General features: G+C 45.7%; 17 protein-coding genes and 2 tRNA genes. 10 read left to right on the top strand and 9 right to left on the bottom strand.

Annotated features, from left to right (window positions below):
* The first annotated feature begins 5 nt into the window (after nucleotides 1-5).
* Nucleotides 6-224, top strand: coding sequence for a hypothetical protein (locus ACK4EX_RS10655; RefSeq protein WP_409772618.1), 219 nt, complete (start codon nucleotides 6-8; stop codon nucleotides 222-224).
* Nucleotides 225-379: 155 nt separating this feature from the next.
* Here ACK4EX_RS10655 and ACK4EX_RS10660 read toward each other — a convergent pair whose 3' ends face one another.
* Both ACK4EX_RS10660 and ACK4EX_RS10665 read right to left on the bottom strand, forming a co-directional pair.
* The gene (locus ACK4EX_RS10660) at nucleotides 380-2,602 is read right to left on the bottom strand and encodes a TonB-dependent receptor family protein (RefSeq protein ID WP_409772620.1); all 2,223 of its coding nucleotides are present in this window, start codon (nucleotides 2,600-2,602) and stop codon (nucleotides 380-382) included.
* 480 nt (nucleotides 2,603-3,082) lie between these two features.
* Nucleotides 3,083-3,156 (bottom strand) — tRNA-Asn (locus tag ACK4EX_RS10665).
* A gap of 156 nt (nucleotides 3,157-3,312) precedes the next feature.
* Here ACK4EX_RS10665 and ACK4EX_RS10670 point away from each other — a divergent pair.
* Nucleotides 3,313-4,284, top strand: a complete 972-nt coding sequence (locus ACK4EX_RS10670; protein WP_409772622.1) for an ATP-binding cassette domain-containing protein — start codon at nucleotides 3,313-3,315, stop codon at nucleotides 4,282-4,284.
* Here the strand turns inward: ACK4EX_RS10670 and ACK4EX_RS10675 are convergent.
* Both ACK4EX_RS10675 and ACK4EX_RS10680 read right to left on the bottom strand, forming a co-directional pair.
* The gene (locus tag ACK4EX_RS10675) at nucleotides 4,278-4,733 is read right to left on the bottom strand and encodes a nuclear transport factor 2 family protein (protein WP_409772624.1); all 456 of its coding nucleotides are present in this window, start codon (nucleotides 4,731-4,733) and stop codon (nucleotides 4,278-4,280) included. The genes ACK4EX_RS10670 and ACK4EX_RS10675 overlap by 7 nt on opposite strands.
* Nucleotides 4,699-5,037 (bottom strand): nucleotide pyrophosphohydrolase, encoded by a 339-nt coding sequence (locus tag ACK4EX_RS10680; RefSeq protein WP_409772627.1) that lies wholly within the window; start codon nucleotides 5,035-5,037, stop codon nucleotides 4,699-4,701. Before ACK4EX_RS10680 ends, ACK4EX_RS10675 begins: the two co-directional genes overlap by 35 nt.
* Before the next feature lie 300 nt (nucleotides 5,038-5,337).
* Here ACK4EX_RS10680 and ACK4EX_RS10685 point away from each other — a divergent pair, with 300 nt between their 5' ends.
* The 7 genes from ACK4EX_RS10685 (at nucleotide 5,338) to ACK4EX_RS10715 (ending at nucleotide 13,509) form a co-directional block, all read left to right on the top strand.
* Nucleotides 5,338-6,210 (top strand): BadF/BadG/BcrA/BcrD ATPase family protein, encoded by an 873-nt coding sequence (locus ACK4EX_RS10685; protein WP_409772629.1) that lies wholly within the window; start codon nucleotides 5,338-5,340, stop codon nucleotides 6,208-6,210.
* The gene (locus ACK4EX_RS10690; protein WP_409772632.1) at nucleotides 6,207-6,599 is read left to right on the top strand and encodes a methylglyoxal synthase; all 393 of its coding nucleotides are present in this window, start codon (nucleotides 6,207-6,209) and stop codon (nucleotides 6,597-6,599) included. The genes ACK4EX_RS10685 and ACK4EX_RS10690 overlap by 4 nt, the downstream gene beginning before the upstream one ends.
* Complete coding sequence (pgmB, locus tag ACK4EX_RS10695; RefSeq protein WP_409772634.1) at nucleotides 6,599-7,267, top strand: beta-phosphoglucomutase; 669 nt, start codon at nucleotides 6,599-6,601, stop codon at nucleotides 7,265-7,267. Before ACK4EX_RS10690 ends, pgmB begins: the two co-directional genes overlap by 1 nt.
* Before the next feature lie 16 nt (nucleotides 7,268-7,283).
* Nucleotides 7,284-9,566 carry a family 65 glycosyl hydrolase domain-containing protein gene (locus ACK4EX_RS10700; RefSeq protein ID WP_409772636.1) on the top strand — a complete coding sequence of 761 codons (2,283 nt, stop codon included), beginning with the start codon at nucleotides 7,284-7,286 and terminating at the stop codon, nucleotides 9,564-9,566.
* A 575-nt stretch (nucleotides 9,567-10,141) separates the two neighbouring features.
* A complete protein-coding gene (gene recA, locus ACK4EX_RS10705; protein ID WP_409772638.1) occupies nucleotides 10,142-11,158 on the top strand; it encodes a recombinase RecA in 1,017 nt (338 codons plus the stop codon).
* 22 nt (nucleotides 11,159-11,180) lie between these two features.
* Nucleotides 11,181-12,452, top strand: coding sequence for a serine--tRNA ligase (gene serS, locus ACK4EX_RS10710; protein WP_409772640.1), 1,272 nt, complete (start codon nucleotides 11,181-11,183; stop codon nucleotides 12,450-12,452).
* Between the two features lie 4 nt (nucleotides 12,453-12,456).
* Nucleotides 12,457-13,509 (top strand): NAD(P)/FAD-dependent oxidoreductase, encoded by a 1,053-nt coding sequence (locus tag ACK4EX_RS10715; protein ID WP_409772642.1) that lies wholly within the window; start codon nucleotides 12,457-12,459, stop codon nucleotides 13,507-13,509.
* A 26-nt stretch (nucleotides 13,510-13,535) separates the two neighbouring features.
* Here the strand turns inward: ACK4EX_RS10715 and ACK4EX_RS10720 are convergent, their stop codons facing one another.
* Entirely contained in the window at nucleotides 13,536-13,706 is a 171-nt protein-coding gene (locus ACK4EX_RS10720; protein WP_409772645.1) for a LytTR family transcriptional regulator DNA-binding domain-containing protein, read from the bottom strand.
* Between the two features lie 2 nt (nucleotides 13,707-13,708).
* Here ACK4EX_RS10720 and ACK4EX_RS10725 point away from each other — a divergent pair, with 2 nt between their 5' ends.
* Nucleotides 13,709-13,885: a hypothetical protein gene (locus ACK4EX_RS10725; RefSeq protein ID WP_409772647.1), complete on the top strand. Its 177-nt coding sequence runs from the start codon at nucleotides 13,709-13,711 to the stop codon at nucleotides 13,883-13,885.
* Nucleotides 13,886-13,957: 72 nt separating this feature from the next.
* Here the strand turns inward: ACK4EX_RS10725 and ACK4EX_RS10730 are convergent, their stop codons facing one another.
* From ACK4EX_RS10730 to ACK4EX_RS10745, 4 genes are all read right to left on the bottom strand, one after another.
* A complete protein-coding gene (locus ACK4EX_RS10730) occupies nucleotides 13,958-19,597 on the bottom strand; it encodes a T9SS type A sorting domain-containing protein (protein ID WP_409772649.1) in 5,640 nt (1,879 codons plus the stop codon).
* Between the two features lie 439 nt (nucleotides 19,598-20,036).
* The gene (locus ACK4EX_RS10735) at nucleotides 20,037-21,230 is read right to left on the bottom strand and encodes a TlpA family protein disulfide reductase (RefSeq protein WP_409772651.1); all 1,194 of its coding nucleotides are present in this window, start codon (nucleotides 21,228-21,230) and stop codon (nucleotides 20,037-20,039) included.
* Between the two features lie 15 nt (nucleotides 21,231-21,245).
* Nucleotides 21,246-22,700, bottom strand: a complete 1,455-nt coding sequence (gene gatB, locus ACK4EX_RS10740) for an Asp-tRNA(Asn)/Glu-tRNA(Gln) amidotransferase subunit GatB (RefSeq protein WP_409772653.1) — start codon at nucleotides 22,698-22,700, stop codon at nucleotides 21,246-21,248.
* A gap of 136 nt (nucleotides 22,701-22,836) precedes the next feature.
* Nucleotides 22,837-22,918 (bottom strand) — tRNA-Leu (locus tag ACK4EX_RS10745).
* Nucleotides 22,919-22,983: the final 65 nt, after the last annotated feature.

The raw sequence follows: 22,983 nt of genomic DNA on the forward strand, positions 1-22,983 counted from the left end.
GGTCAATGCGCTTTTTTTTAATCTTACTTGTTCTAACATATTTAATTATAGTGGTGTATAGATATTTTGTTGGGCCTTTTTTAGAAGGTTATAACAAAAAGTCGTCATCTGCAGGTAAGAAATCACCGGCTGAAAAAATCAGAATCATCTACGACCCCGATCAATTGAAGCAGTCAAATAAGAACGTGGGGGAGTATGTAGATTATGAAGAAGTAAAAGATTAATGGCTGGCCCAGACGCAGCCAGCTATTTCTGTCTTGCCTTGGCAGGCCCGAAGCTTCCTATTTTAGCATTCAACGAGGTGTACGCCCAGGTAAGAAAGTGAAAAGAAAAACGGGGGCGCTTACGGCCCCCTTTATTATTCAAAGGTAAAAACGCTCTACTGAATTTGAACGCGTATGCCGGCCAGTACGCTAAAAGGCATGCCGGTACGCACGCCTTGAGGTAAGTTTGAAACGATTGCAAGATTGTTGAAGAGATTATTGATTAGGCCGGTAAAAGCTACTTTAGATGTTAGGTAGTAGTTTCCTGATAGATCGAAAAACCAGGTGCTGCGGACGGCGTTTATTTGGCTGAGGTCTGTGACCTGATTGGGAAAGATAAGCTCACCCTGCCCCGGCCTTACGCGCATAGACGATGTGTAGCGGGCGATGAGGGTAAAGTTCCAGCGATCGGGCTGTTCGATACCCACCATAGTAGTTAGGATGTGGGGGTTGATGAAGGGAATGATATCGTTTGCGTTGATTTGGCCTGTACCCCAGTCACCGCCCTCGTTGATGAAGGTTTCGCGGAAGCGAGAGTCGCTAAAGGTGTATGCGATGCGGCAGGGCAGCTGGTATGTTGATTTTGGGGTGAATAGGTACATCAGGTCAGTTTCTGCAGTAAATTCGAATCCAACAGTAGTGGCGCGGCCAGCGTTGTACAAATTGCCTGTACCCATGCCTCCGGTAGATGCGGCATCAGAGCCAAGAATGTTGATATAATCGTTGTAGAAGGCAGTTGCTACAAGTTGAATCCTTTCGCTGCTGATTCTATAGCCCAATTCATAGTTGATAGCTGTTTCTGCCTTGGCTTGTTGCACTGAGTCAATTCTGGGCGGGCCTGGAGGTGAAAAACCCTTGTAAACACCACCAAACAGGTGGCTGCCGAGGCCTGTTTGGTAATTAAATCCCACACCAGGTAATAAGACAGTAATGGAGTTGGAGGCTGTTTTGAGATTAGCACCTGTGCGGGCGTTGTCTTGCGTGCCGTAGTCGAACACTTGGAGTACTACATCTTCGATGCGTAGGCCTGCTGATACGAGGAGTCGGCCAATTTCAGCGTCATAGTTTACAAATCCAGAGAGGGCTTCTGCTTTTCGGATTTGATTTTCTGCATTACCGGTAACGCCTGCTTGAGTGAGGATGAGTTTTCCTTCGGTCATTTGGTAGATAGATCGGGTATTTCGACGGTCAGATTCGTCGGTATGGTATCTGATCCCGGCTGTAATTGTGTTTTTTACTTGGCCGAAGTCGAAGAGGTATTTTACTTGTGATTGAATGCCATTTGAGAGATACGTTCGGGGGGCACTTTGGTATTGAACCTGGCCATCGGCCTGGCCGGTGAGGATTTGATAGGGAATAGGAAAGGCTGATTGATTGTTAATGATGTTAAGCACCGATTGACCGCCGGCACTTGCTGCCCGACCCCATATGCGGTAGGTGTTGTTGCGATAAGCCTGAACGGTAATTAATACATCTTTTGAGGGCTGAATGGCGTAGTGAAGTGAGATGTGCTGGTGGTTCATGTCGAGCTTGTCGAGTTGTGAGGAAGCATACCGACGCAAGGGATTTGTCTTCCAATCTTGATAGGTGAGGCCCTGATAGGTTTCGTTGCTGTTTTCGGTCATTGCCTCAAATTTGAGCATTGCGGAATGGCGGATTTTTGCTTCTAATGGGCTCTCAAAGCGTATTTTACCCATGAAATCGCGACGCTCAAAGCCGGTATTGCCTCCGTTGTCGAGTTGCCGAAATCCATCGGTTGCCCATCGACCCGCGTCGAAAACGTAGGAGAAGTTTCCTTTGGTATCGCCTGCTGTAATGCGGAGCTGACTCGTATTAAAAGTACCATAGGTCGCTGTAAGGGTGGCTTTAAAATTGTCGGGGATGGAAGTAGACAGGAGATTGATAGCGCCACCTATGGTGTAAGGACCATATTTAATTTGGCTGCTGCCTTTCAGCACTTCTACACCTTCCATGCGCATAAAGGTAGGGAAGTAGTAGGCTGGAGGATCGGCGTAGGGCGTCGGTGCAATGAGGATGCCGTCTTCCATTAAAGTAATTTTACGGCTGCGGTCAACACTTGTGCCGCGCATACCGATGTTTGGCCGTAGGCCGAATCCCTCTTCATCGCGAATATTTACACCGGGTACTAAACGCAAAACCTTTGTAAAATCGGGTTGATTGAGTTTGAGAAGTCTTTCGGAAGAAATCTGCTCTCCCGAACCGGTAATGCGCTCCATGCGACTACCTATGATTGTTACTTCATTTAGATGGGTAGTATCGGGATCAGCATATAAGCTGATACCAGTAAGCATTAATCCGAAAAGATAGATTTTTTGCATTCTTATTTTTAATTAGAATAAATTTAGATAAGGCAAAAGTATTTAGAAAAATTCTAAACAAGGTTGACAAAAGTTATTTTTTTGCTCAACGTTGATTAAATATTGTTTAATAAGAAGTTAAGTGTTAAGAATAAATGTTTTGAAATAGTGAAAAAAGAAATATCGCTAAGTGAATGATTTTTAAATTGATACGCTTAATGTATTTTAAATAAAAAAGGAAGATGGGATTTTTGCGTAAATTTCAAGTTCAGGGTATGCTTTTAAGTATGGAGTTGAAATACAACTTTTAGGAAAGATTTATTAAAGTGGAAGGTTACTGGTCTTTAAAAGTTAGGTTAGGTGAATTACTTTTTATTGCTATTGGAGGCGAAAAGCAAAAAACAAAAAAGCCCGAAGTCGGGCTATGAAATCAATTTTTTCTGATTTTTTCGTCTTTTACAGATAGTTAATTTTCGAAACTATTAACTTCCTGATTTTCGGCTCCCCCTCCAGGGCTTGAACCTGGGACCCCCTGATTAACAGTCAGGTGCTCTAACCAACTGAGCTAAGGAGGAATGTTTTTTAAATTTCGGGCTGCAAATTTATGGGTGCAGATTTAAATAATACAAGACTTTTTCAAAAAATTTTGTTTGAAAAAATAAAAAGTCTTCTTTGTTAAATAGGATATTTCTTTTGAAACTTTAACTGCCACATTTGTTCAAATTACTCGAATGGACATTTACCTGCGCGACATAACATTTGGTTACAATGCTGATCGTAAGATTTTTGAAAATTTTTCAGCCCATTTTGAAAGCAAAAAGACTCATGTAGTTTTAGGAAAAAGCGGTAGTGGAAAGTCAACCCTCCTCAAGCTACTTGCAGGGGAACTTTTGCCCGAACATGGTACCATAGAAAGCAAAGGATGGGTATGGAAACAGCTGGAGGAGTCGCCAATACCGGGATTTAAGCATGTGGCATTTTTGAATCAAGAGTTTGACTTATTACCTTACAGCACAGTAAAAGAAAATATCCGCCGGCGTTTGCACGGATATAGTCCGCAGGAAGAAGAGGACATAATACGTGATGTGGCATTAAAGCTTGACATATCGGAAATACTTGAGCGCAGGGCGGTCGATGTATCAGGCGGTCAGAAACAGCGGGTGGCCTTTGCAGCTGCTCTTGCCAAACGACCTCAAGTGCTTCTGATGGATGAGCCGCTGAGCAACCAGGACTTTAAAAATGCTGAAAACATAAAAGATATTATTCAGTGGCTTCGCGGACATAAAACTCTTATCATCGCAACACACGAGGGCAGTGAGGCACTTCAATTAGCTGATTTCATCAGTGTACTTCACGATGGAAAAATCGTTCAGAAAGGTATACCGAGAAAAGTGTATGAGTCACCTGCTAATCAATACGTGGCCGGCTTACTCGGGCATTACAATCTGGTGCCGAGACAATGGTTAGCAAAGAATCTTGGCTTTCGAATAGGAGCAGAAGATTCTGAAAACGTTTTATTAAGGCCTCATAAACTCATCCTTAGCCGCACACACGGAATACCCTGTCGAGTGATACGGGCCGAATACTTTGGAATGTATTACTTAGTGCTTATCGAAGCAGATGGGTATTTGCTCTATGTGTATTATCCTCACAACCATTTTGAGCCCAATGAGCGTTGGAAAATAGCTCTTCATAGTCACTGAGTGACAATGCGCTGCGATTTTCGGAAGATGAGCTGCCAGCCTTTTCGAGATTTTTTGTAGTGCTCTTCGTAGCTTAGGGGTATAGAAATGTCTTTTCCGTCTAAGGTTACATGAAAGGTGCCCCGGCCTTTTACGATAGCCTTCATACCTTTTTCACGTACGGAAATTGATTGTATTTCTACTTGTCTGTAAATCAGCTTTCCTGACCGGATATTTTCGAGTACTTCGTCGCGCGATTCAATCCAGCCGTTGGAGTGGATGTACTGGAGCTTTGGGTGTAGGAGCATAGCAAGCGAGTCGAGATTGCGCTCGATCATCCAGCGGAATTTTACTGCGTGCAAGGTGGGCACATCGCCTTTAATTTGTGCCTTTAGCGATATGCTAAAAAGCCATGCCAGAAGTAAATAGTTGAAATTAGCGCAACTTTTCATTGGAATGGTGGCGATCATGGTCTCTCTTGGTTTTCTTGTCCATGCGACGTTCGAAGGCTGCTTGTAAGTCGGTACCGGTTTGATTGGCTAAACAAAGAACCACAAAGAGCACATCGGCAAGTTCTTCTCCCAGGTCTTTTTGTTTATCTGATTCTTTTTCGCTTTGCTCACCGTATCGGCGGGCTATGATACGAGCCACCTCGCCAACCTCTTCCGTGAGTTGAGCCATATTGGTCAATTCGTTGAAATAACGAACCCCGTGATTTTTAATCCATTGATTTACAATTTCTTGTAATTGAGAAATAGGTTTATCTACGTTCATAGATACTAAAGCACTTTCAGTGGGCGAAAGATACTTTTGATTCCTGCAAACCGTTTGGCGGTATCTGTTTAACCTACGGCCAAAATGCCTTTAGAGTAAAGTTCAGAATGCAAATCCATTTTCATCAGAATTTTTACTAAAAAAATTAACCCATCGACCTTTTGAATCATATTACTTCAAAAAAGTATTTTAAGAATTTTAGTGCATTTATACCTTAAAAACCTATTAAATGTTTCCTTTCTTTCATTCAGCTAAGTGTATTTTTGACACCCATTACATCACTTAAAATTCCCTTAATCCATGATTTATTTGGCTGAAAGCGGCTCTACAAAATGTGACGCCGTACTGCTCAACGACGACGGCTCTGTGTTTGAAGAGATAAGACACATGGGTTTTAATCCCTTCTTCCATTCAGCCGATGTGGTGCACACCGAAATGTCGAAAATTGATCTCATCAAGCAATATAAAGACGAGGTTAGTAAGGTGTATTTCTACGGAGCAGGTTGCTCGTCAAACTTCTACAAAGACATCATCGCTACAGGTTTGCGACGTGTGTTTCCAAATGCACATGTGCACGTTGACCACGATCTGGTTGCTGCTGCTTATTCAACGTATACCGGCAAGCCTGAAATCGCTTGCATCATTGGCACAGGATCAAACAGTTGCTACTTCGATGGCCAACAGATTTATGAAGAAGTACCTGCCTTAGCCTACATTCTCGGCGATGAGGGTAGTGCCAGTTGGCTTGGTAAAAAGCTACTTGCCATGTATTTGTACAAGCAGTTGCCAAAGGAGGTAGCTGACGACTTTTTCGAAACTTATCACTTGACTAAAGACGATATCTTTCGGAAGGTGTACAATGAGCCTCATGCCAATGTGTTTTTGGCTAGTTTCAGCGTATTTGTGCACAAGCACATTCACCAACCGATCTTTCAGCAAATGGTTAAAGAAGGCTTCGAACTCTTTCTTAAAACCCATGTGCTTTGCTTCAAAGATGCTCGTTCGCTCGAAATCAATTTTGTAGGTTCCGTGGCCTATCACTTCCGTCGTTATTTGCTCGAGGTAGCTGATGCTCTTGATCTGAAAATCAACAATATCATTCAAAAACCTTTAAAAGGTCTTATTCACTACCACATACACTATTTAAAAATTTTGGAAAAATCAGCCGTATGAAAAAAATTGCTGTGATTGCACATGACAAGCTCAAGCCCGTACTCTGTGATTTTCTCAAAGAGCGCAAAGACTGGCTCTGGGGTAAATCATTGGTCGCCACTGGCCGCACAGCCGACGCACTCGAAGCCAGTCAGCCCGGTCTGAACATTCTGCATGTAAACAAAGGCGAAAGCGGTGGCTACATCGAAATCACCCGTATGATCGAAAAAGGCGAAATCTCCTTCGTCATCTTCCTTCGCGACCCCTCCATCAAGCAATCCTATCATCAAGACATACAAAATCTGCTCGACGCCTGCGATTACCACAATGTACCCATCGCCACCAATACAGGGGCTGCAGAGCTCATCATTCTGGGCCTTATCAAAAAAGAAACTTCCCGTCGCGCATGATGAAGGAAATCAAGGCCTTTATCTTCGACCTCGACGGAGTGATCACTGACACGGCCAAATATCACTACAAAGCCTGGCGACGTATGGCCAACGAGCTGGGATTTGATTTCACCGAAGAGGAAAATGAGCAGCTAAAAGGTGTAGGCCGTATGGAGAGCTTGGAAAAAATCCTTCAATGGGGAGGAATCACTCTGCCCGAAGAGGAAAAAAAACGCCTGGCCGACCAGAAAAACCAATGGTATCTCGAATACATCCAGGACATTTCACCCAACGACCTGCTGCCAGGTGCCCGAGAGTTTCTGTTGGCTACACGCGATGCAGGTATTAAAAGCGCTCTCGGATCCGCGAGCAAAAATGCCATCCCCATTGTCGAAAAACTCGGCGTACTCCACTTCTTCGACGCTCTGATCGACGGCAATAAAGCCCCCAAATCAAAGCCCGATCCTCAAGTATTTCTGCTCGGGGCCGAAGCGCTCAACGCAAAACCCGAAGAATGCATCGTATTTGAAGATTCGCTGGCCGGAATTCAGGCCGCTAAAAACGGAGGAATGCATACCGTCGGCATCGGATACATGCTACCACCGGATGTAGCCGACTTTCACGCCGGCTCTCTGGAGTTTCTCACACCATCCATTGTAATCACCGAAGTTTTAAAACACTCTACATAAAAAACTCCCGCACACCATGCACAGAAAATACATCATCACCGACGAATGGAAAATCATCGAACGCGGTTTTGATCCCGCCCTACATCCCTGTTCTGAAAGCCTCTTTGCCCTTGGTAATGGTCGCATGGGCCAGCGTGCCAACTTCGAAGAACAATACACCGGCCGCACCATGCAGGGCAGCTACATCGCCGGCGTCTATTACCCAGACAAAACCCGTGTAGGCTGGTGGAAAAACGGCTACCCCGAATACTTCGCCAAAGTAATAAACTCCGTCAACTGGATAGGCATCGACATCTTGATCGACGGTCAGCCCCTCGACCTCGCCAAAGTAAAGGTCACAGACTTCTACCGCGAGCTCAATATGAAAGAAGGCTACCTACTCCGCCGGTTCACCGCTCACTTTGGCGACATGCAGCGCCTGGAGGTCGAGGCTCTGCGCTTTCTGTCCATGAAGCGCGACGAAATCGGAGCCATCCGCTATTCCATCACCCCAAAAGGCTTCTCGCCCACCATCACCTACACACCCTATCTCGACTTCGACGTGCACAACGAAGACTCCAATTACGGCGAAAAATTCTGGGACGAAGTCCACACCTCCGTCGCCTCCCAGAAAGCCATCAACGTAGCTTCCACCAAAAAGACCAATTTCCACGTAGCCGCAGCTATGCGCTATGAGCTGGAAGCTAACGGCCGACACATCACCCTCTATCCCGAAAATATCCGTCGTGAAAAGTATGTGGCCAACCGCTTCGAAATCAAAGCCGAAGACGGCACCACCTACACCCTCTACAAGTACGCAGCCATCACTTCATCCCTGAATTACCCGAAAGAAAAAATCGCCGAAGAAGCCGATCAAAAAGCCTCTGAAGCCATGCGCACAGGCTTCGATACCCTATTGCGCGAGCAGGCAGAGGCCTGGGCACGCATCTGGGAAACCTCTGACATCGTCATCGAGGGCGACCCCGAAGCCCAGCAAGGCATCCGCTTCAACATCTTCCAGCTCAACCAGACCTACACCGGCGAAGACCCCCGCCTCAACATCGGCCCCAAAGGGTTCACCGGCGAAAAATACGGAGGCGTCACCTACTGGGATACCGAAGCCTATTGCTTCCCCTTCTACCTCAGCACCCGCCGACCCGACGTAGCGCGCAACCTCCTCCTCTATCGCTACCGCCACCTGCCCAAAGCCATCGAAAACGCCCAAAAACTCGGCTTTACCGGCGGTGCAGCCCTCTACCCAATGGTGACCATCAACGGCGAAGAATGCCACAACGAATGGGAAATCACCTTCGAAGAAATCCACCGAAACGGCGCAATGGTCATCGCCATAAAGCGCTATGTCGAGTACACCGGCGACATCCGCTATCTGGCCGACTACGGCCTCGAAGTCATGATCGCCATCGCCCGCTTCTGGGCTCAGCGCTTCAACTGGAGCGAAGACAAGCAGCAGTACGTCATGCTCGGCGTCACCGGCCCCAACGAATACGAAAACAACATCAACAACAATTTCTACACCTCCTACATCGCCCGCTGGTGCATGCAATATACCCTGCACACCATCGAGCTGCTTCGCACCCACTACCCCGACCAGCTCCAACAAGTACTTCAAAAAACCAACTTCGACACCCAGAAAGAACCCACCCACTGGCAGCAAATCATCCAAAACATCTACTTCCCCTACTCCGACAAGTACCAGATCTACCTCCAGCAAGAGGGCTACCTCGACAAAGAGCAACGCCTGGCCTCAGAGCTGCCGCTCAGCGAGCGCCCCATCAATCAGCACTGGTCCTGGGACCGCATCCTCCGCTCCTGCTTCATCAAGCAAGCCGACACCCTTCAGGCATTCTACTTCTTCGAAGACGACTTCACCCACCAGGAGCACGAGCGCCACTTCGACTTTTACGAGCCGCGCACCGTACATGAGTCATCGCTCAGCCCCTGCGTACACGTCGTGCTCGCAGCCAAGCTCCGCAAAATCGACAAAGCCTACGAGCTCTACCTCCGCACCTCACGCCTCGACCTCGATGACTACAACAAAGAAGTCCACGAAGGCCTCCACATCACCTCCATGGCAGGCACCTGGATGAGCGTCGTCGAAGGCTTCGGCGGCATGCGCGTCCGCAACCAAAGGCTCTACTTCGACCCCGTACTGCCGCGCCACTGGCAGCGTCTGAGCTTTAAAATCATCTTCGACGGCCGCATCCTCGAGGTCAACACCACCCCCGAAGGCACCCACATCCACCGCCACACCGGCGAGCCCATCACCCTCACCCTCCACGGCCGCGAAATCACCGTATAGATTTCTTTCTTTTAGATTATTTGGGCGTGCCCCCTGACAAGGCGCTCAAAGCGCCTTCGTCAGGGGTCGGGCTATCCGCTCCTATTCGCCTTGCGCGTGGGCGCGGCACATCGGGCTGTGGTGGCTTCACCTGTCGCCTCCTCGCCCTGTGTGCCGCCTGCCCACCCGCAGCGGCTCATATCCGCTTCTATCCCTCACGCGGCACCGGCCTCTGGCCGATCCATTTTACATATAAGTAGACTTTTAAATCATACCTAAATCATTTTCGCTCTTTTGTTTAACATCAATCCTAAGAATCTATAAACCAATGAGACAGCTTCCAATACTGCATTATTTCATTTCCAGCTTTTTAAGTAGAATTTTGAGTAAATACTTATTGGGCTTGTCAATAGATATTAATTTCAGCATCTTATTGACCTTTTTCTTAAAAATCTATCGAAATGGTTAAGTGTAATCAATGTCAGTAAATTGAATCTCTGCGCTTGGTAGCCTATGAGCAAATAACCTATTTTCAACGGCTGAAATTTTTTTACTAAAGTCATTAGTAAGTATCACAAATTCAAATATTTAGAATCATGAGTATCGATAAAGAGGCCAAACTGAAAGCCCTGAAGCTGACGCTTGAGAAGATGGATAAGACCTACGGCAAAGGTGCTGTAATGCGCATGGGCGATGCGCCGGTTGAGCAGCTGGAAGTGATATCCACAGGCTCGATCGGACTCGATGTGGCTCTGGGTGTGGGGGGCTATCCGAAGGGTAGAATCGTTGAAATCTTTGGTCCGGAATCGTCAGGTAAGACGACATTGACCCTGCACGCTATAGCCGAGGTACAAAAGCAGGGCGGTATAGCGGCCTTTATCGATGCTGAGCACGCTTTTGACCGCTTTTATGCTGAAAAATTAGGCGTAAATACCGATGACCTGATTATATCTCAGCCTGACAACGGAGAGCAGGCTTTAGAAATAGCCGATAACCTCATTCGTTCGGGGGCCATTGATTTGATCGTAATTGATTCCGTGGCAGCCCTCACTCCTAAAAGCGAAATCGAAGGCGAAATGGGCGACTCAAAAGTAGGTTTACAAGCCCGTCTGATGTCACAAGCCTTGCGCAAATTGACCGCCACCATCAGCAAAACCAACTGCTGCTGCATCTTCATCAACCAGCTTCGCGAAAAAATCGGCGTAATGTTTGGCAACCCCGAAACGACCACCGGCGGTAATGCGTTAAAATTTTACGCTTCAGTGCGCATCGACATTCGCCGTAGCACACAAATCAAAGACGGAGAGAACATCACCGGTAACCGCGTGAAGGTTAAAGTGGTGAAAAATAAAGTGGCTCCACCCTTCCGCTTTGCTGAGTTTGACATCATGTATGGCGAAGGAATTTCTAAAGTGGGCGAAATCATTGACTTGGGTACTGACTTCGGCATTATTAAAAAGAGCGCGAGCTGGTACTCTTATGGCGATACACGCCTTGCCCAAGGACGCGATGCCGTAAAGCAACTTCTTATGGACAATCCTGAACTCTGTGAAGAACTAGAAGCCAAAGTTCGCCAGAAACTTAAAGAAATTCAGGAAGGTAAAGCTGAATAACAGTCACATAAAATCTCCTTACATGCTCGTACTTCAAGATATACGCGACCATAAAGACCGCATTGTTGCTGCACTGAAAAAACGCAATCTGGATGCTGATAGACTAATAAATCAAGTAATTGAGGCTGATGCCCGCAGGCGTGCTATTCAAACGGAACTCGATCAAAACCGCAATGAAGCAAACTCCATCGGAAAACAGGTAGGTCAGCTCCAGCGCGAAGGGCGCAAGGAAGAAGCACAGGTTCTTATGCAGCGCAGTGCTGTGCTCAAAGATTCCATAAAACAACTAACCGATCAGCTTCGCGAGGCCGAAGAGCACTTGCGTGAGCTGTTGCTCGCCATACCTAATGCGCCATCAGTTCTCGTAAAGCCCGGCAAATCAGCTGACGACAATGAGATCGTAGCATCATGGGGCGACCCGGCTGCTCTTCCTGACGACGCCTTGCCCCACTGGGAAATCGCCAGAAAACTCGACATCATCGACTTCGAACTCGGGGTGAAGGTGACAGGCAGCGGATTCCCGGTGTACAAAGGCAAAGGTGCGCGATTGCAAAGAGCTCTAATTAATTACTTTCTCGACTACAACACCCGGGCAGGCTATCAGGAAGTGCAGCCCCCACATTTTGTTAACGAAGCTTCGGGCTTCGGCACAGGTCAGTTGCCAGATAAAGAGGGGCAGATGTATTACATCGAAAAGGATCAGCTTTACGCTATTCCTACAGCTGAAGTGCCGGTGACTAACTTTTATCGCGATGTCATTCTTCAGGAGGGAGAGCTTCCTCACAAGCTCACAGCCTACACTCCTTGCTTTCGTCGGGAGGCAGGCTCATACGGTGCCCACGTACGAGGACTGAACAGATTGCACCAGTTTGATAAAGTGGAAATCGTCGCAATCAGCCATCCCGACCACTCCTACAACTTGCTTGATGAGATGGTAGAGCACGTGGCCGGACTGCTTCAGTCCCTCGGTCTAACGTACAGAATTCTGCGCTTGTGCGGAGGCGATATGGGTTTTGCCAGCGCGATGACCTATGACTTCGAGGTATGGTCAGCTGCTCAAAAGCGTTGGCTGGAGGTTAGTTCAGTTTCCAATTTTGAAAGCTTTCAGGCCAACCGCCTCCAGCTGCGTTTTAAAGATTCCGATGGTCGCAACCGACTCTGCCATACGCTTAACGGATCATCGCTGGCACTGCCCCGCGTAGTGGCCGCTCTGCTTGAAAACAACTTCGATGGCCAGCGCGTACACCTGCCTGAGATATTGCACAGCTACACGGGTTTTTCCGTCATAGGTTAATGTTATGCACCTATTGCTGGTGGGCCAGGGAATTGCAGGTAGTACCATAGCCCTGCAAGCCGAAAGATCGGGAATTCAAATTACAAACATCTCCCTCCCTCTGCTCAGCAATTCATCCCGGGTTGCTTCCGGACTTTGGAACCCTGTAGTGCTCAAGCGGATGACGCTGGTATGGCGTGCCGGTGAAATGCTCGACGCCCTGGAGCACTTTTATCCATGGGCTGAAGAGGTCACAGAGGCTTTTTTCTACCATCCAATGCCTATTTTCCGACTTTTTCACAGTGTGGCTGAAGTGAATGATTGGCAAGCCAAATCAGCCCAGCCGCTCTGGGACACGATACTTGAGCCAAATGTCGTCGAGCTGCCCGAATACATACAAGCGCCATATGGTGCCGGGCGGATGAAGCGCACCGGCTGGGTAGATACGCGTGCATATATGGAGGCCGTGCACAGGAAGTTGCAATTTCAGGAAAAGGTTTTTTTTGAAGAATTTCATTACGACCGGCTTAAAATACTTGATTCAGGAGTAGAATATGCCGGTATTCGGTACGATGGGGTCATCTTTGCCGACGGCATACACGGGTGGCAGCGCAATCCGTGGTTTCCACGCACCTTCATGCGCCCTACACGTGGCGATGTGCTTACTCTCAGCGATTTGCCTGACAGTTGGGATTTTGTATTGCACTTTAGCCACTTTGTACTACCCATCGATGCTGGCCGGTGGAAGTTGGGCGCTACATACGACTTCCGTCACCTTTCACCTCACCCCAATTTATTGATGGCTAAAGAAATGCTCAGGGATCTGAAAAAAATCGCCCAGGTGCAACCCGAAATAATAGAGCTCAACGCCGGCCTGCGCCCAAATACCAAAGACCGTCGCCCTTTAATCGGCTCACATCCTCAATATCCACAGCTCTATTTTATTAACGGTCTTGGCAGCCGTGGGATACTGATGGCTCCCAAATTGGCTGAGTGGCTTTTGGATTACATACTTCGTGGAAGTCCTATCCCAGCTGAAACAGATTTAAAAAGATGTTTTGACCAGAAGAAAAATTGATTGAGCAAAATATAGTAATTGCTTGCTTACTCAATCTGCTGTAATCTGGAAAAAAATCTCGCTCTACACGAATTACCTATCGGAATGAAGTACTTATCCGCACAGATAGTATCCTGATCCACCCTTCTGATGAATTTCATGGATACCATATAGCTTTTGTGAACGCGTACAAACAATTCTGGCAGGCAGCCGGTCATTTTTGTTGCCCAACGGATGGAAGGTACAGGTTGCACTGGAAGTATTCCGCTACATCAATGGTCAGGTTTTAGAAGGAATCGGATATACACCTGAAGTGGTTTTGCCCTTGGATGTTCAGCAACTCGTAAACACTGGAAAAGACAATCAACTGGACAAAGCAATCGATTTATTGAAATAATTAATTGAGTTGAGTATAAAAAAAGCCGCGTTCTTCACAACGCGGCTTTTTGTTTTGATGTTAAAACTCATATCATTTCTGTATCACCACTTTGCGGCTGAGGATTCCGGCGGTGGAGTGGATGCGCATCATGTAGGTGCCCGCCGGTAAGGAGTGCAGGTCAAGCCGCTCGTGATAGTGGCCGGCGGCACTCTTCCAGATGTCTCTGTAAACTGCCTTTCCTGTTAGGTCAAGAATTTCCACCGGCAGCTCAGCTACATCATCGCTGAAGGTCACCTCAAAGATTCCTGCATTTGGATTCGGATACACTTTTAGTCGGTTTTGTAGAGCTAATTCGTTGAGGCCGATGCTAAACTTCAGTGTATCGCACTTGGTGGCTGTACCGCAGGAGTTGAAGGCTGTCACACACACTGGATACACTCCGTTCTGCGGGAAGGTAAATGTGGGATTCTGCTGACTGCTGTTGCCTGCACTGCCAAAAGTCCAGTATACCGAATCTGCGTCAGTAAATGTACCGGTGAAGCTTACTGTGTAGTTGTTAGTTGTGAAGGTGAAATTAGCAGTAGGAGCATTTTTAATAGTAATATTCACCGGAGTACGAACGTCTGAACATGCTGACACTCCGAAGTGTATGTACCCGTTAAAGTTTCTCGGAGAGAAGGTTGATCCGAAGGGGTATGACTTGCCGATGCCTTCTTTCACATCAATACGCGGATGTGTTGCAAGGATGTTTCCTACTGCAGTACCATTGGTGTAATTTACGGATCCGCTTGTGCGGGTTACGTAAAATGCATGCGTACCTGGTTGCAATGTAATAGGTGTGGTAAACATCAGCTTGGTATTAGGACCAGCAACAGTTACGTTCACCGTGAAGGATTGAAGAAGTGTCCAGCCGGTGGCTGAATTTTCAAAACCTACATGTGTACCAGGGCGATGATAGATTTCAAAAGTAGTCTGGCCGGTTGTGTTTGGAGATACAGTAAACCCTGTAATAGCCAGTGGCGCACCTTTGATTTCAACATCAAACATATTACCGCTTTGAGAATTTCCTCCGGCTATTGTAGTCAGCAGGGAATCAGCAGAGGCTTGATATTTCAAATAATAGGTGGCCGATAAATTGGTGACAATAAGGGTATCGCTAAGCGAGATAGGTGTTCCCCCTGTTGGCACGTTATACCATTCATATCCTACGCCGGGTAGAGGCTTGGCGATCAGCTGGGCTGAGGTAGCACCTGCACAGGCCTGAGCAGGTAAAGCCTGTGGAGTAGGGGGTATAATGACTGAATTTCGAACGATTGAGTCGTTAGTCGGAACCTGATCACCTGTTAGATTCACATATGCTACAGCCTGAACTATTCCACCATTGGCTGTATTAATTGTTGCGACTGTAATGGTATCGGTACCATTTTTTGGAATGACATTGGTGTAAGTTCCGGTAATGTTTTGATTGATGTCACCGGTTAGCGTAAGTCCGTACGGCAAATTATTAATGGGCCCAAAACCATTGTTTTTCACTACAATACGAACCTGAGTATTTGTAGCACCACAAAAATTCGTATTAATTCCTAAAAGAGCCTGTATTTCTGCATCAAACTGAATCGGTGTACAAATCTGAACCGGACCTGTCCAGGCACTGAAACCATTGTTGCAAACCTCCCGAATGTAAGCGTGAAAACATACTCCTACTGGTAGGGAAGCGAGATTGTAAGATTTTGTGGTGATGTTGTTAATAAGAGTACCCTGAGCAGAGCCGGGTACAAATCCAACTGGACCCCATTCAATCTGAAAAGTATCTGCCGAAGATTGCCAGCTCAGGAAAGCTCCGGTGGGATAGACGCTATCGGCTTTAAAGGACCAGGCACCAGTACATGGTAGCGGTGCAAATTCGATAGCTCCGGGGTCAGGGTTTGTAGTGCGCGGTAAACCGTTAATGTCCGTTGGCACAATGGATAAAAGATTTGCTCCTATGTTATTGATAGCTCCAGATGTAGGAGTGTAATTTCCGGTGGCAGGGCTTACAAAGCTCGGATTTGCAAACACGGAATTTTGATCTTTTCCTGTAGCCTGCCAGTCGGCGAAAGTGTTAAGCGAAGTTCCGTGGAAAAATACACCTGTCATTATATCGCTGAAATATGCATTGTTGTTATAGGTAATACCCGTATTCGCTGTTGCTTGATAGACAAGGTGTTTGGTACCACCGTTAGTTCGAGTATTTACGAATAGATTATTCCGAACATCAACGCTGGTAAATGTGCCTGAGAAGTAAGCAACAGCATGTGTACCTGTTCCGGCGAACTTGGCATTTTCAATTACTATCGTGTTGTGATAAACGTCCCAGTGCTGGCTGCTTATCATGTAGAGAGCATAGATCAATCCACCGCCGTTCATATTGTATACCAGATTGTTAAATAAGCGGTTACGCTGACCGGCAGTGGTACTGCCACTGATGTAGATCGGATACATGGAGGCAGTGTTTGAAGCTGTCGTCGCTGTGTGAGAATCTCTTATTTTGTTGTTTGAGAAGCGACAGTTGTTCATCCATGATACGGTAAAAATGCCGTAAAAGGTCGTAACTGTAGTTCTGTTGGCTCTTGAAATATCGTTGTTGTGGAAAATCAGGGAATCTTGTCCTCTGATGTATGTACCGTAAACATAAAAATCTTCTATAAGGCAATTTTCAATGCGGTTGCCTATTGATAGTTCGTTATCTGCTGTTCCTCCGCCAAGACTAAGTCCGTAGTATCCACCGATGATTTGTGAATTTGTTATCTCAATGTAATCACCACCTTTACCAGTAGTGGTGGGCGATGATTCGCTTGTACCGATTATTACAGGGTTAAAGTTTGTAGATGTTGAACTCGTAGTTACTTCAAATCGGCATTTGTTGAATTTCAGTCTCAGTGAATTACCCGTAACAAACAAAGCAGTTCCAAACTGAGATGTAGTAGTACCAAGGCTTAGAACATTCAGGCTATCTACTTCTATAAAACGGCAGTTATTAAATGTAAGGGTTGAGCGCTGATTGGTGTTGGTGGATGTAAACTGAAGAATATTGCCGTTACCGTTAATCACAATTTTATTAGTGGCAGTGGTAGAAGTAATGTTATTAAATGTTACTTGCTCTATGTAAGGTCCTGAAAAAGGAACCACGTTTACCGTCACAGCTCCACAGACACCGGATGTTGAAATTGCATTGGCAAAGTCAGAAAAACTAGTAAAGTTTGTTGCAGATGGTAAAGCAAGGGCATTGATGGTATAAGTGCCTGATAATCCTCTTCTAACTCCTTGCAGTTGTATGGTGTTATTTGATGGATCTGTATCTACACCAGGCCCGCTTGCGGTGATAGTGGCTGTGATGTTGTAAATAGTAGTGCTGTTTATTGCAAATTTTCCCAGCGTAATATTGACAAAATTTCCTGTCGTCAGAAGTCCGGTCCAGGTTACAGGTGTTTGATTTACATTATTTATTGACCAACTGATGGTAAGAGTGGTAACTGAATCCTGTCCGATATTGATGGCTCTGACTACTACATCTGCTGAATCCCCACAAAGCGTTCCAGAGGGTTGAACAAAAGTTTGTAATCCAGGATTAGGTCCGGGAGGTGGATTAAATTCATAAACGCCTGGGTCAGGCAGGAAGGAACGTGGGAGAGAGTCGAAATCAAAAGGCACCTGGTTACCTAAATTCATTCCCAAAGAATTCAACTGAGGTGCCTGAGGTCTGAAATTGTTGTTGATGTTTACAAACTGAGGGTCGATAAATATGCTGTTTGAATCAGCACCGGCATTCTGAAAATCAGACAATGTATTAAATGCACTGCCCCTGAAAAATGTAGGCGCTGTCATTCCGATATTAGGGTTTTTGAAATACCCGTTGTTACTTGTTCTGATAGCGTTTGTATTGCTTGTAAGATATGTCAGGAATCGTTCGCCACTGCCAGGTCTGGAGAGATAAAGTAAATTGTTTCTAACCTCACAACCTGCTGTAGGAGTACCTGAAACCCAAATGAGACGTGTGGCGCTGGATGATGAAGAAGTGGCATTAAATACTATTGTGTTATGATAAATTTTGGTGTGATCGGTTGTACCTGATAGGTATATTCCATAATAAGTTCCATTGGTCTGAATGTCATAAATCAGGTTGTTCGCTATGATGTTTGGATTGGTTGCAGTACCGGCAGCCGTGGCGATCCATATCGGATAGGCTGTAAATGTGTTGGTATATGGAGCAGCTCCGTGAGCATTGAAAATACGGTTGTTAAAATATCTGACACCTGAGCCACTTGTGCCCTGATAAATTCCATAGAATGTACTTATTGTCGTTCGGGTAGGTCTGCTGATATCATTGCCAAATACTTCGAAATTGTCCTGGTTAAGGGCGTAAATTCCATAAATATAAAAATCTCGGATGTTATTTCGACGTATGATATTGCCGGTTGCGCGCAGTGTCGAAGAGCTTCCGGTGATCGAAATACCGTAATAGCCTCCGATGATGACGTTGTTTTCGATGATGTTGTTGTTTCCGTTATCACCAGTGCTGGTTGCGGATGTATTGTTACTTGAGAAAGCTATAGCAGCATAAGCAGTACTGGTAGAGGTTGTACTTGTAATGATAGAACACCTGCGAATTACATTCCAATTTGCCTGGGATCGGAATAAAATACTGAATCCTTGAGCACCACTATCACTGCGAATGGTGAGCGAGTCTATAATCATGTACTTGGTGCCGTTCAAGTCTAATGTTCCACGGTCATTGGTGTTGGGTGAGAAAAAGTTTAACACAGCACCATTTCCATTGATAGTTATGGTATTAGTGGCTGAAGCACCGTTAATATTTCCAAAAGCCACCTTTTCTAAGTAAGGACCTGAACCGGGAGCTACATTTACTACTACCGGACCGCAAACTCCCGCAGCATTCAATATATTGGCAAAGGCTGTAAAAGATTGAAAGTTGGTCCCACTTGTAGGCAAGGCCGAGTTAATGGTGAAGGTACCCGATATAGCTGCTGTTAATACTAAAGATAGTGTGTCGTTATCGTTGAATGGGTCAGCAACTCCGTTGGGATTCGACGTCCAGAATTTGAAGTTGTACGAAGTATTGGCCAAGAAATTCCAGGAACCAAGGAGTACTTGCCTTTGATTTGGTCCTGTACCGCCAACAGTGTCAAGAAACTGAGTCAATAGTACGGGTGTTTGCAAAACATTGTTTACAGACCAATTGACCGTTACGGAATCAATTTTATTTGTTCCAAAGTTTGCTACGCGTACCCTGATATTATGAACGCCGGGGCAGAATGCCTGTGGTGAATCTAATGCTGCAACACCTGCGTCGTTTGGTAAAGTAGGAGCAGAAATAATCTCCCATTCGCGGAAATTGGGGTTAGATTGCTGCCCAGGGCCGGTCATCTGAAAGGAGGTAATCCGAACTCGTGTGGTAGTTACTTTCGGAAAACTCACTTGATTGGAGCAGGCCGGAGGAAGGTTAGAGAAGGTATGGTGATTTACCCAGTTGCTGCCATCCCATCGTTGAATCAACCCCCCGGTAAGTAGTCTGGCATTATTCTGAGCGTGATGAATAATGAATTTATCGAATGTCTGAGGAGTCGTCCATTCAAACATAATCCAATCGACTCCTGGGGTTGATGTGGGAGGAGTAGAGGTAGGTATCCACATCTGCTGGGTGCCACAGGTGCCGAAGTTTAGGTCATTCAATGTGCTACAGGGTCCAGTATTACAGGTACTGGCTGAAGCAACAGCCAACGGGGCAATATTTATCTGAGCATTTGCTGTAATCAAGCTAATAGACGCTACAACAAATAGTAATACTTTTCTCCTTTGGGTTGCAGGTTTGTGTTCAATACAAACTTGTATTTTATTTCAATAATTCCTTAAAAAATTATAAAATGAAAAATCTTATAATAATTAAATTAATTTTCATAAAAAATACAAAAAAGTATTGATATTTTAAATATATTTAAAAAATTATAAATAAAATCGAAATGCATTAATCTTAACAATTTGGTAAAAAGGTGAAATTTTGAATTTTAAACTTAGATTTTTTTTCATGAAATGTCAAATGTGAATAAATAAGTTAAAAAAAAACCTGCCTTATTCACGGGCAGGTTATTATATGATAAAAATTTAAGTCGTCTTATAGAATGCTTTTGATGATAGACTCGAGCATTTCAATAGGTGGATTGACGGCTGCTATGTTTCCATTTTTATCCACTAAAATAGTGAAAGGAATGTTTTCGATACCAAACTCATTAACGATGCTTGAGTTCCAGCCCATGAGTTCACTTACGTGGTAAGGCCATTCGAGCTTATCGTCTTTAATGGCTTTTTGCCAGGCATCGCGCGGTGAGGGTTGGCTGGGTATACCGTCGAGCGAAACGCTGTATACAGTAAATCCTTTGTTTTTAAATTTTTTGTAAAGATCTACGATTTTTGGATTGTTAGCGCGGCATGGACGGCACCATGCAGCCCAGAAGTCAACGAGTATGGTTTTGCCTTTAAGAGATGAAAGTTTAATAACTTCACCGGCATCGTTGGCTAAGGCGATTTCGGGCATGGGATTGCCTTCTTTTATGCGGGCAGCATTTTCACGGCGCTTGCGCTCTACTTCGATCGCTTCTTTAATCTTTTGATTGCGATTGGCAAAGTAGATGGTGTGCATGTTGTTTGGATACTTGTTCTTTAAGCCTTCTTCTACTTTTTCAAAAAGCTCAAATTTCTCCATAGGGCTTATGAGTGGAAACTGGCCAAGGCTCTGGTAGAAAGCAAATATCACAGGCAATTTGTTGTAATATTTTTCAATAATGGCGTAAAGGGCATTTTGGTGCTCTTTCACGCGCTTTTCGTACATAGAGTCGAGTCTGGTGCGTATTTCGCTATTAAAAGTGCCTTCGCCTTCAGCTTTCGAGAGCTCTTGCTCGAGGCTGTCGATCAGTGCAAAGGATTTGAAGTTTTCTTCGTTGATCTGGTTGAGTATATCAACACCTTCTGAACCAGTAATTTTATCTGCCTCATAGTCAGCAGTAGCATCAGCTTTAATGGTGATGTAGTCGCCTGGCTCGAGGTAGAGGGGTATGCGCTTGCCTTGCAGTAGGTCGAGTACGTAAAAGCCTGGTTCAGACAATTTTATTTTGTACGTGAGGCGGCCTGAGGCTGGTATATCGAGCGAATCGATGGAAATGGCTTGTACTGTGTCGGCCAGCAGAATGGCAATTTTTCGGGTGTTTGCGATAGTCATGTTCAGCACTGCTTGCTCTTTTGGTGAAAAAAGGCTGCAGGCTACAGCGGAGACAGCTAATGCTAATGCTGCCAATAGTGATTTGATTTTCATTCGATTGGGTATTGATTATTTTTGGTTGTTTAACAGTTTCTGGAGAATGGCAGAAGCCAATTTAGGGTCGGCCTTGCCTTGAGTTCGCTTCATTACTTCGCCCATAAAAAGGCCGAGCAAACCGGTTTTTCCGGCCTTATATTGAGCGACCTTTTCTGGCATGGCTTCTAATACTTCTTTAGCTGTTAGAGCTAAGAGATCTTCGTTTCGCTCTTGAAGCAGGTTGTGCTCTCGGGCGAGTTGCTCAGGGTCGGCATCGGGATTTTCGATGAGTAGAGGAAAGAGTTTGCCTTGAGCCACGGAGTGGCTTACAAGCTCTGCATCGACCAGCTGAATCAGTTCAGTGAGTTTTTTGGGTGAGAGAGGGAAGGCTGTGATTGAGAGAGCTTTGTCGTTCAGAAACGAACGAACTGGACCAAGGATGTAATTGGCTATGTTTTTATAGCTTGAGCTATGTTTTGTACACTCCAGGTAGTACTGAGCTTCTTCTTTGAGTTCGCAGATTTGGGCAGCATCATAGTCAGAGAGTCCGTGCTGAGTAGTGAGTATTTCTTTCACTTCCCACGGCAGGGTGGGCATTGCGCTTCGCACAGATTGGATGAATTCTTCGGTAATCACTAATGGTGCAAGATCTGGCTCGGTGAAGTAGCGGTAGTCGTGGGCATCTTCTTTGGTACGCATCACGCTGGTGGTATTTTTTAAGGGGTCGTAGGTACGTGTTTCTTGGGTGAGGGTTTCGCCTCTTTCAAGGCACTCGACCTGACGGATGATTTCGTAGTCGATGGCTTTCTGCACGTTTCGGAAGGAGTTCATGTTTTTGATTTCCACTTTTGTTCCAAATGTGGTATCACCGATTTTGCGTACAGAGATGTTTACGTCGCAGCGCAGAGAGCCTTCTTCCATATTGCCGTCGGAGATGTCGAGGTAACGCACCAGTTTGCGCATTTCGGCCAGGTAGTTGTAGGCCTCTTGGCCATTTCTGAAGTCGGGTTTACTCACAATTTCTAGCAGTGGAGTACCGGCGCGGTTCAGATCAATGAGAGTGTAAAAGGGGTCGATATCGTGAATGCTCTTGCCTGAATCTTCTTCCATATGAATGCGGATAAGACCTACTTTTTTGTCCTTGCCATCGGCATCTTTGATCATTACATAGCCGCCTGTACAGATGGGTGTATCGTATTGAGATATTTGATATCCTTTTGGCAAGTCAGCATAAAAGTAATTCTTGCGGGCAAACTTGTTGAAGCGCGTAATTTCAGCATTGCAGGCAAGGCCAAGACGTATGGCGTATTCTACTGCTGCTCGGTTTAAAACGGGCAGTGTACCCGGATGGCCGAGGCTGATGGGGTTGACTTGCGTATTTGGTTTAGCACCGAAGGATATAGGGTCTGATGAGAATGCTTTGCTACAGGTCTTGAGCTGTACGTGAATTTCAAGACCGATGATGGCTTCGTATCCTTTATAAATCATTTACAACGAATCACAAAAAATTATGTGCAAAGATAGAAGGCTACACTGCTAAGCACACGTCTGAATAGACACACAGTACTTAAGAAAACATTAATAAAAAACCACCTCAAGGGGGTGAGGTGGTTTTGGCTGCCTGTACCTGAGGCCGGAATCGAACCGGCACACCTTGCGGTACACGATTTTGAGTCGTGCGCGTCTACCAGTTCCGCCACTCAGGCATCAAAATCGGGCTGCAAAAATAGGGCGTTATTTCTTTTTTCGCGAAAATTTTGTTATCAAAAGT

It is taken from the genome of Thermaurantimonas sp., from assembly GCF_046299575.1.
Taxonomy (GTDB): Bacteria; Bacteroidota; Bacteroidia; order Flavobacteriales; family Schleiferiaceae; genus Thermaurantimonas.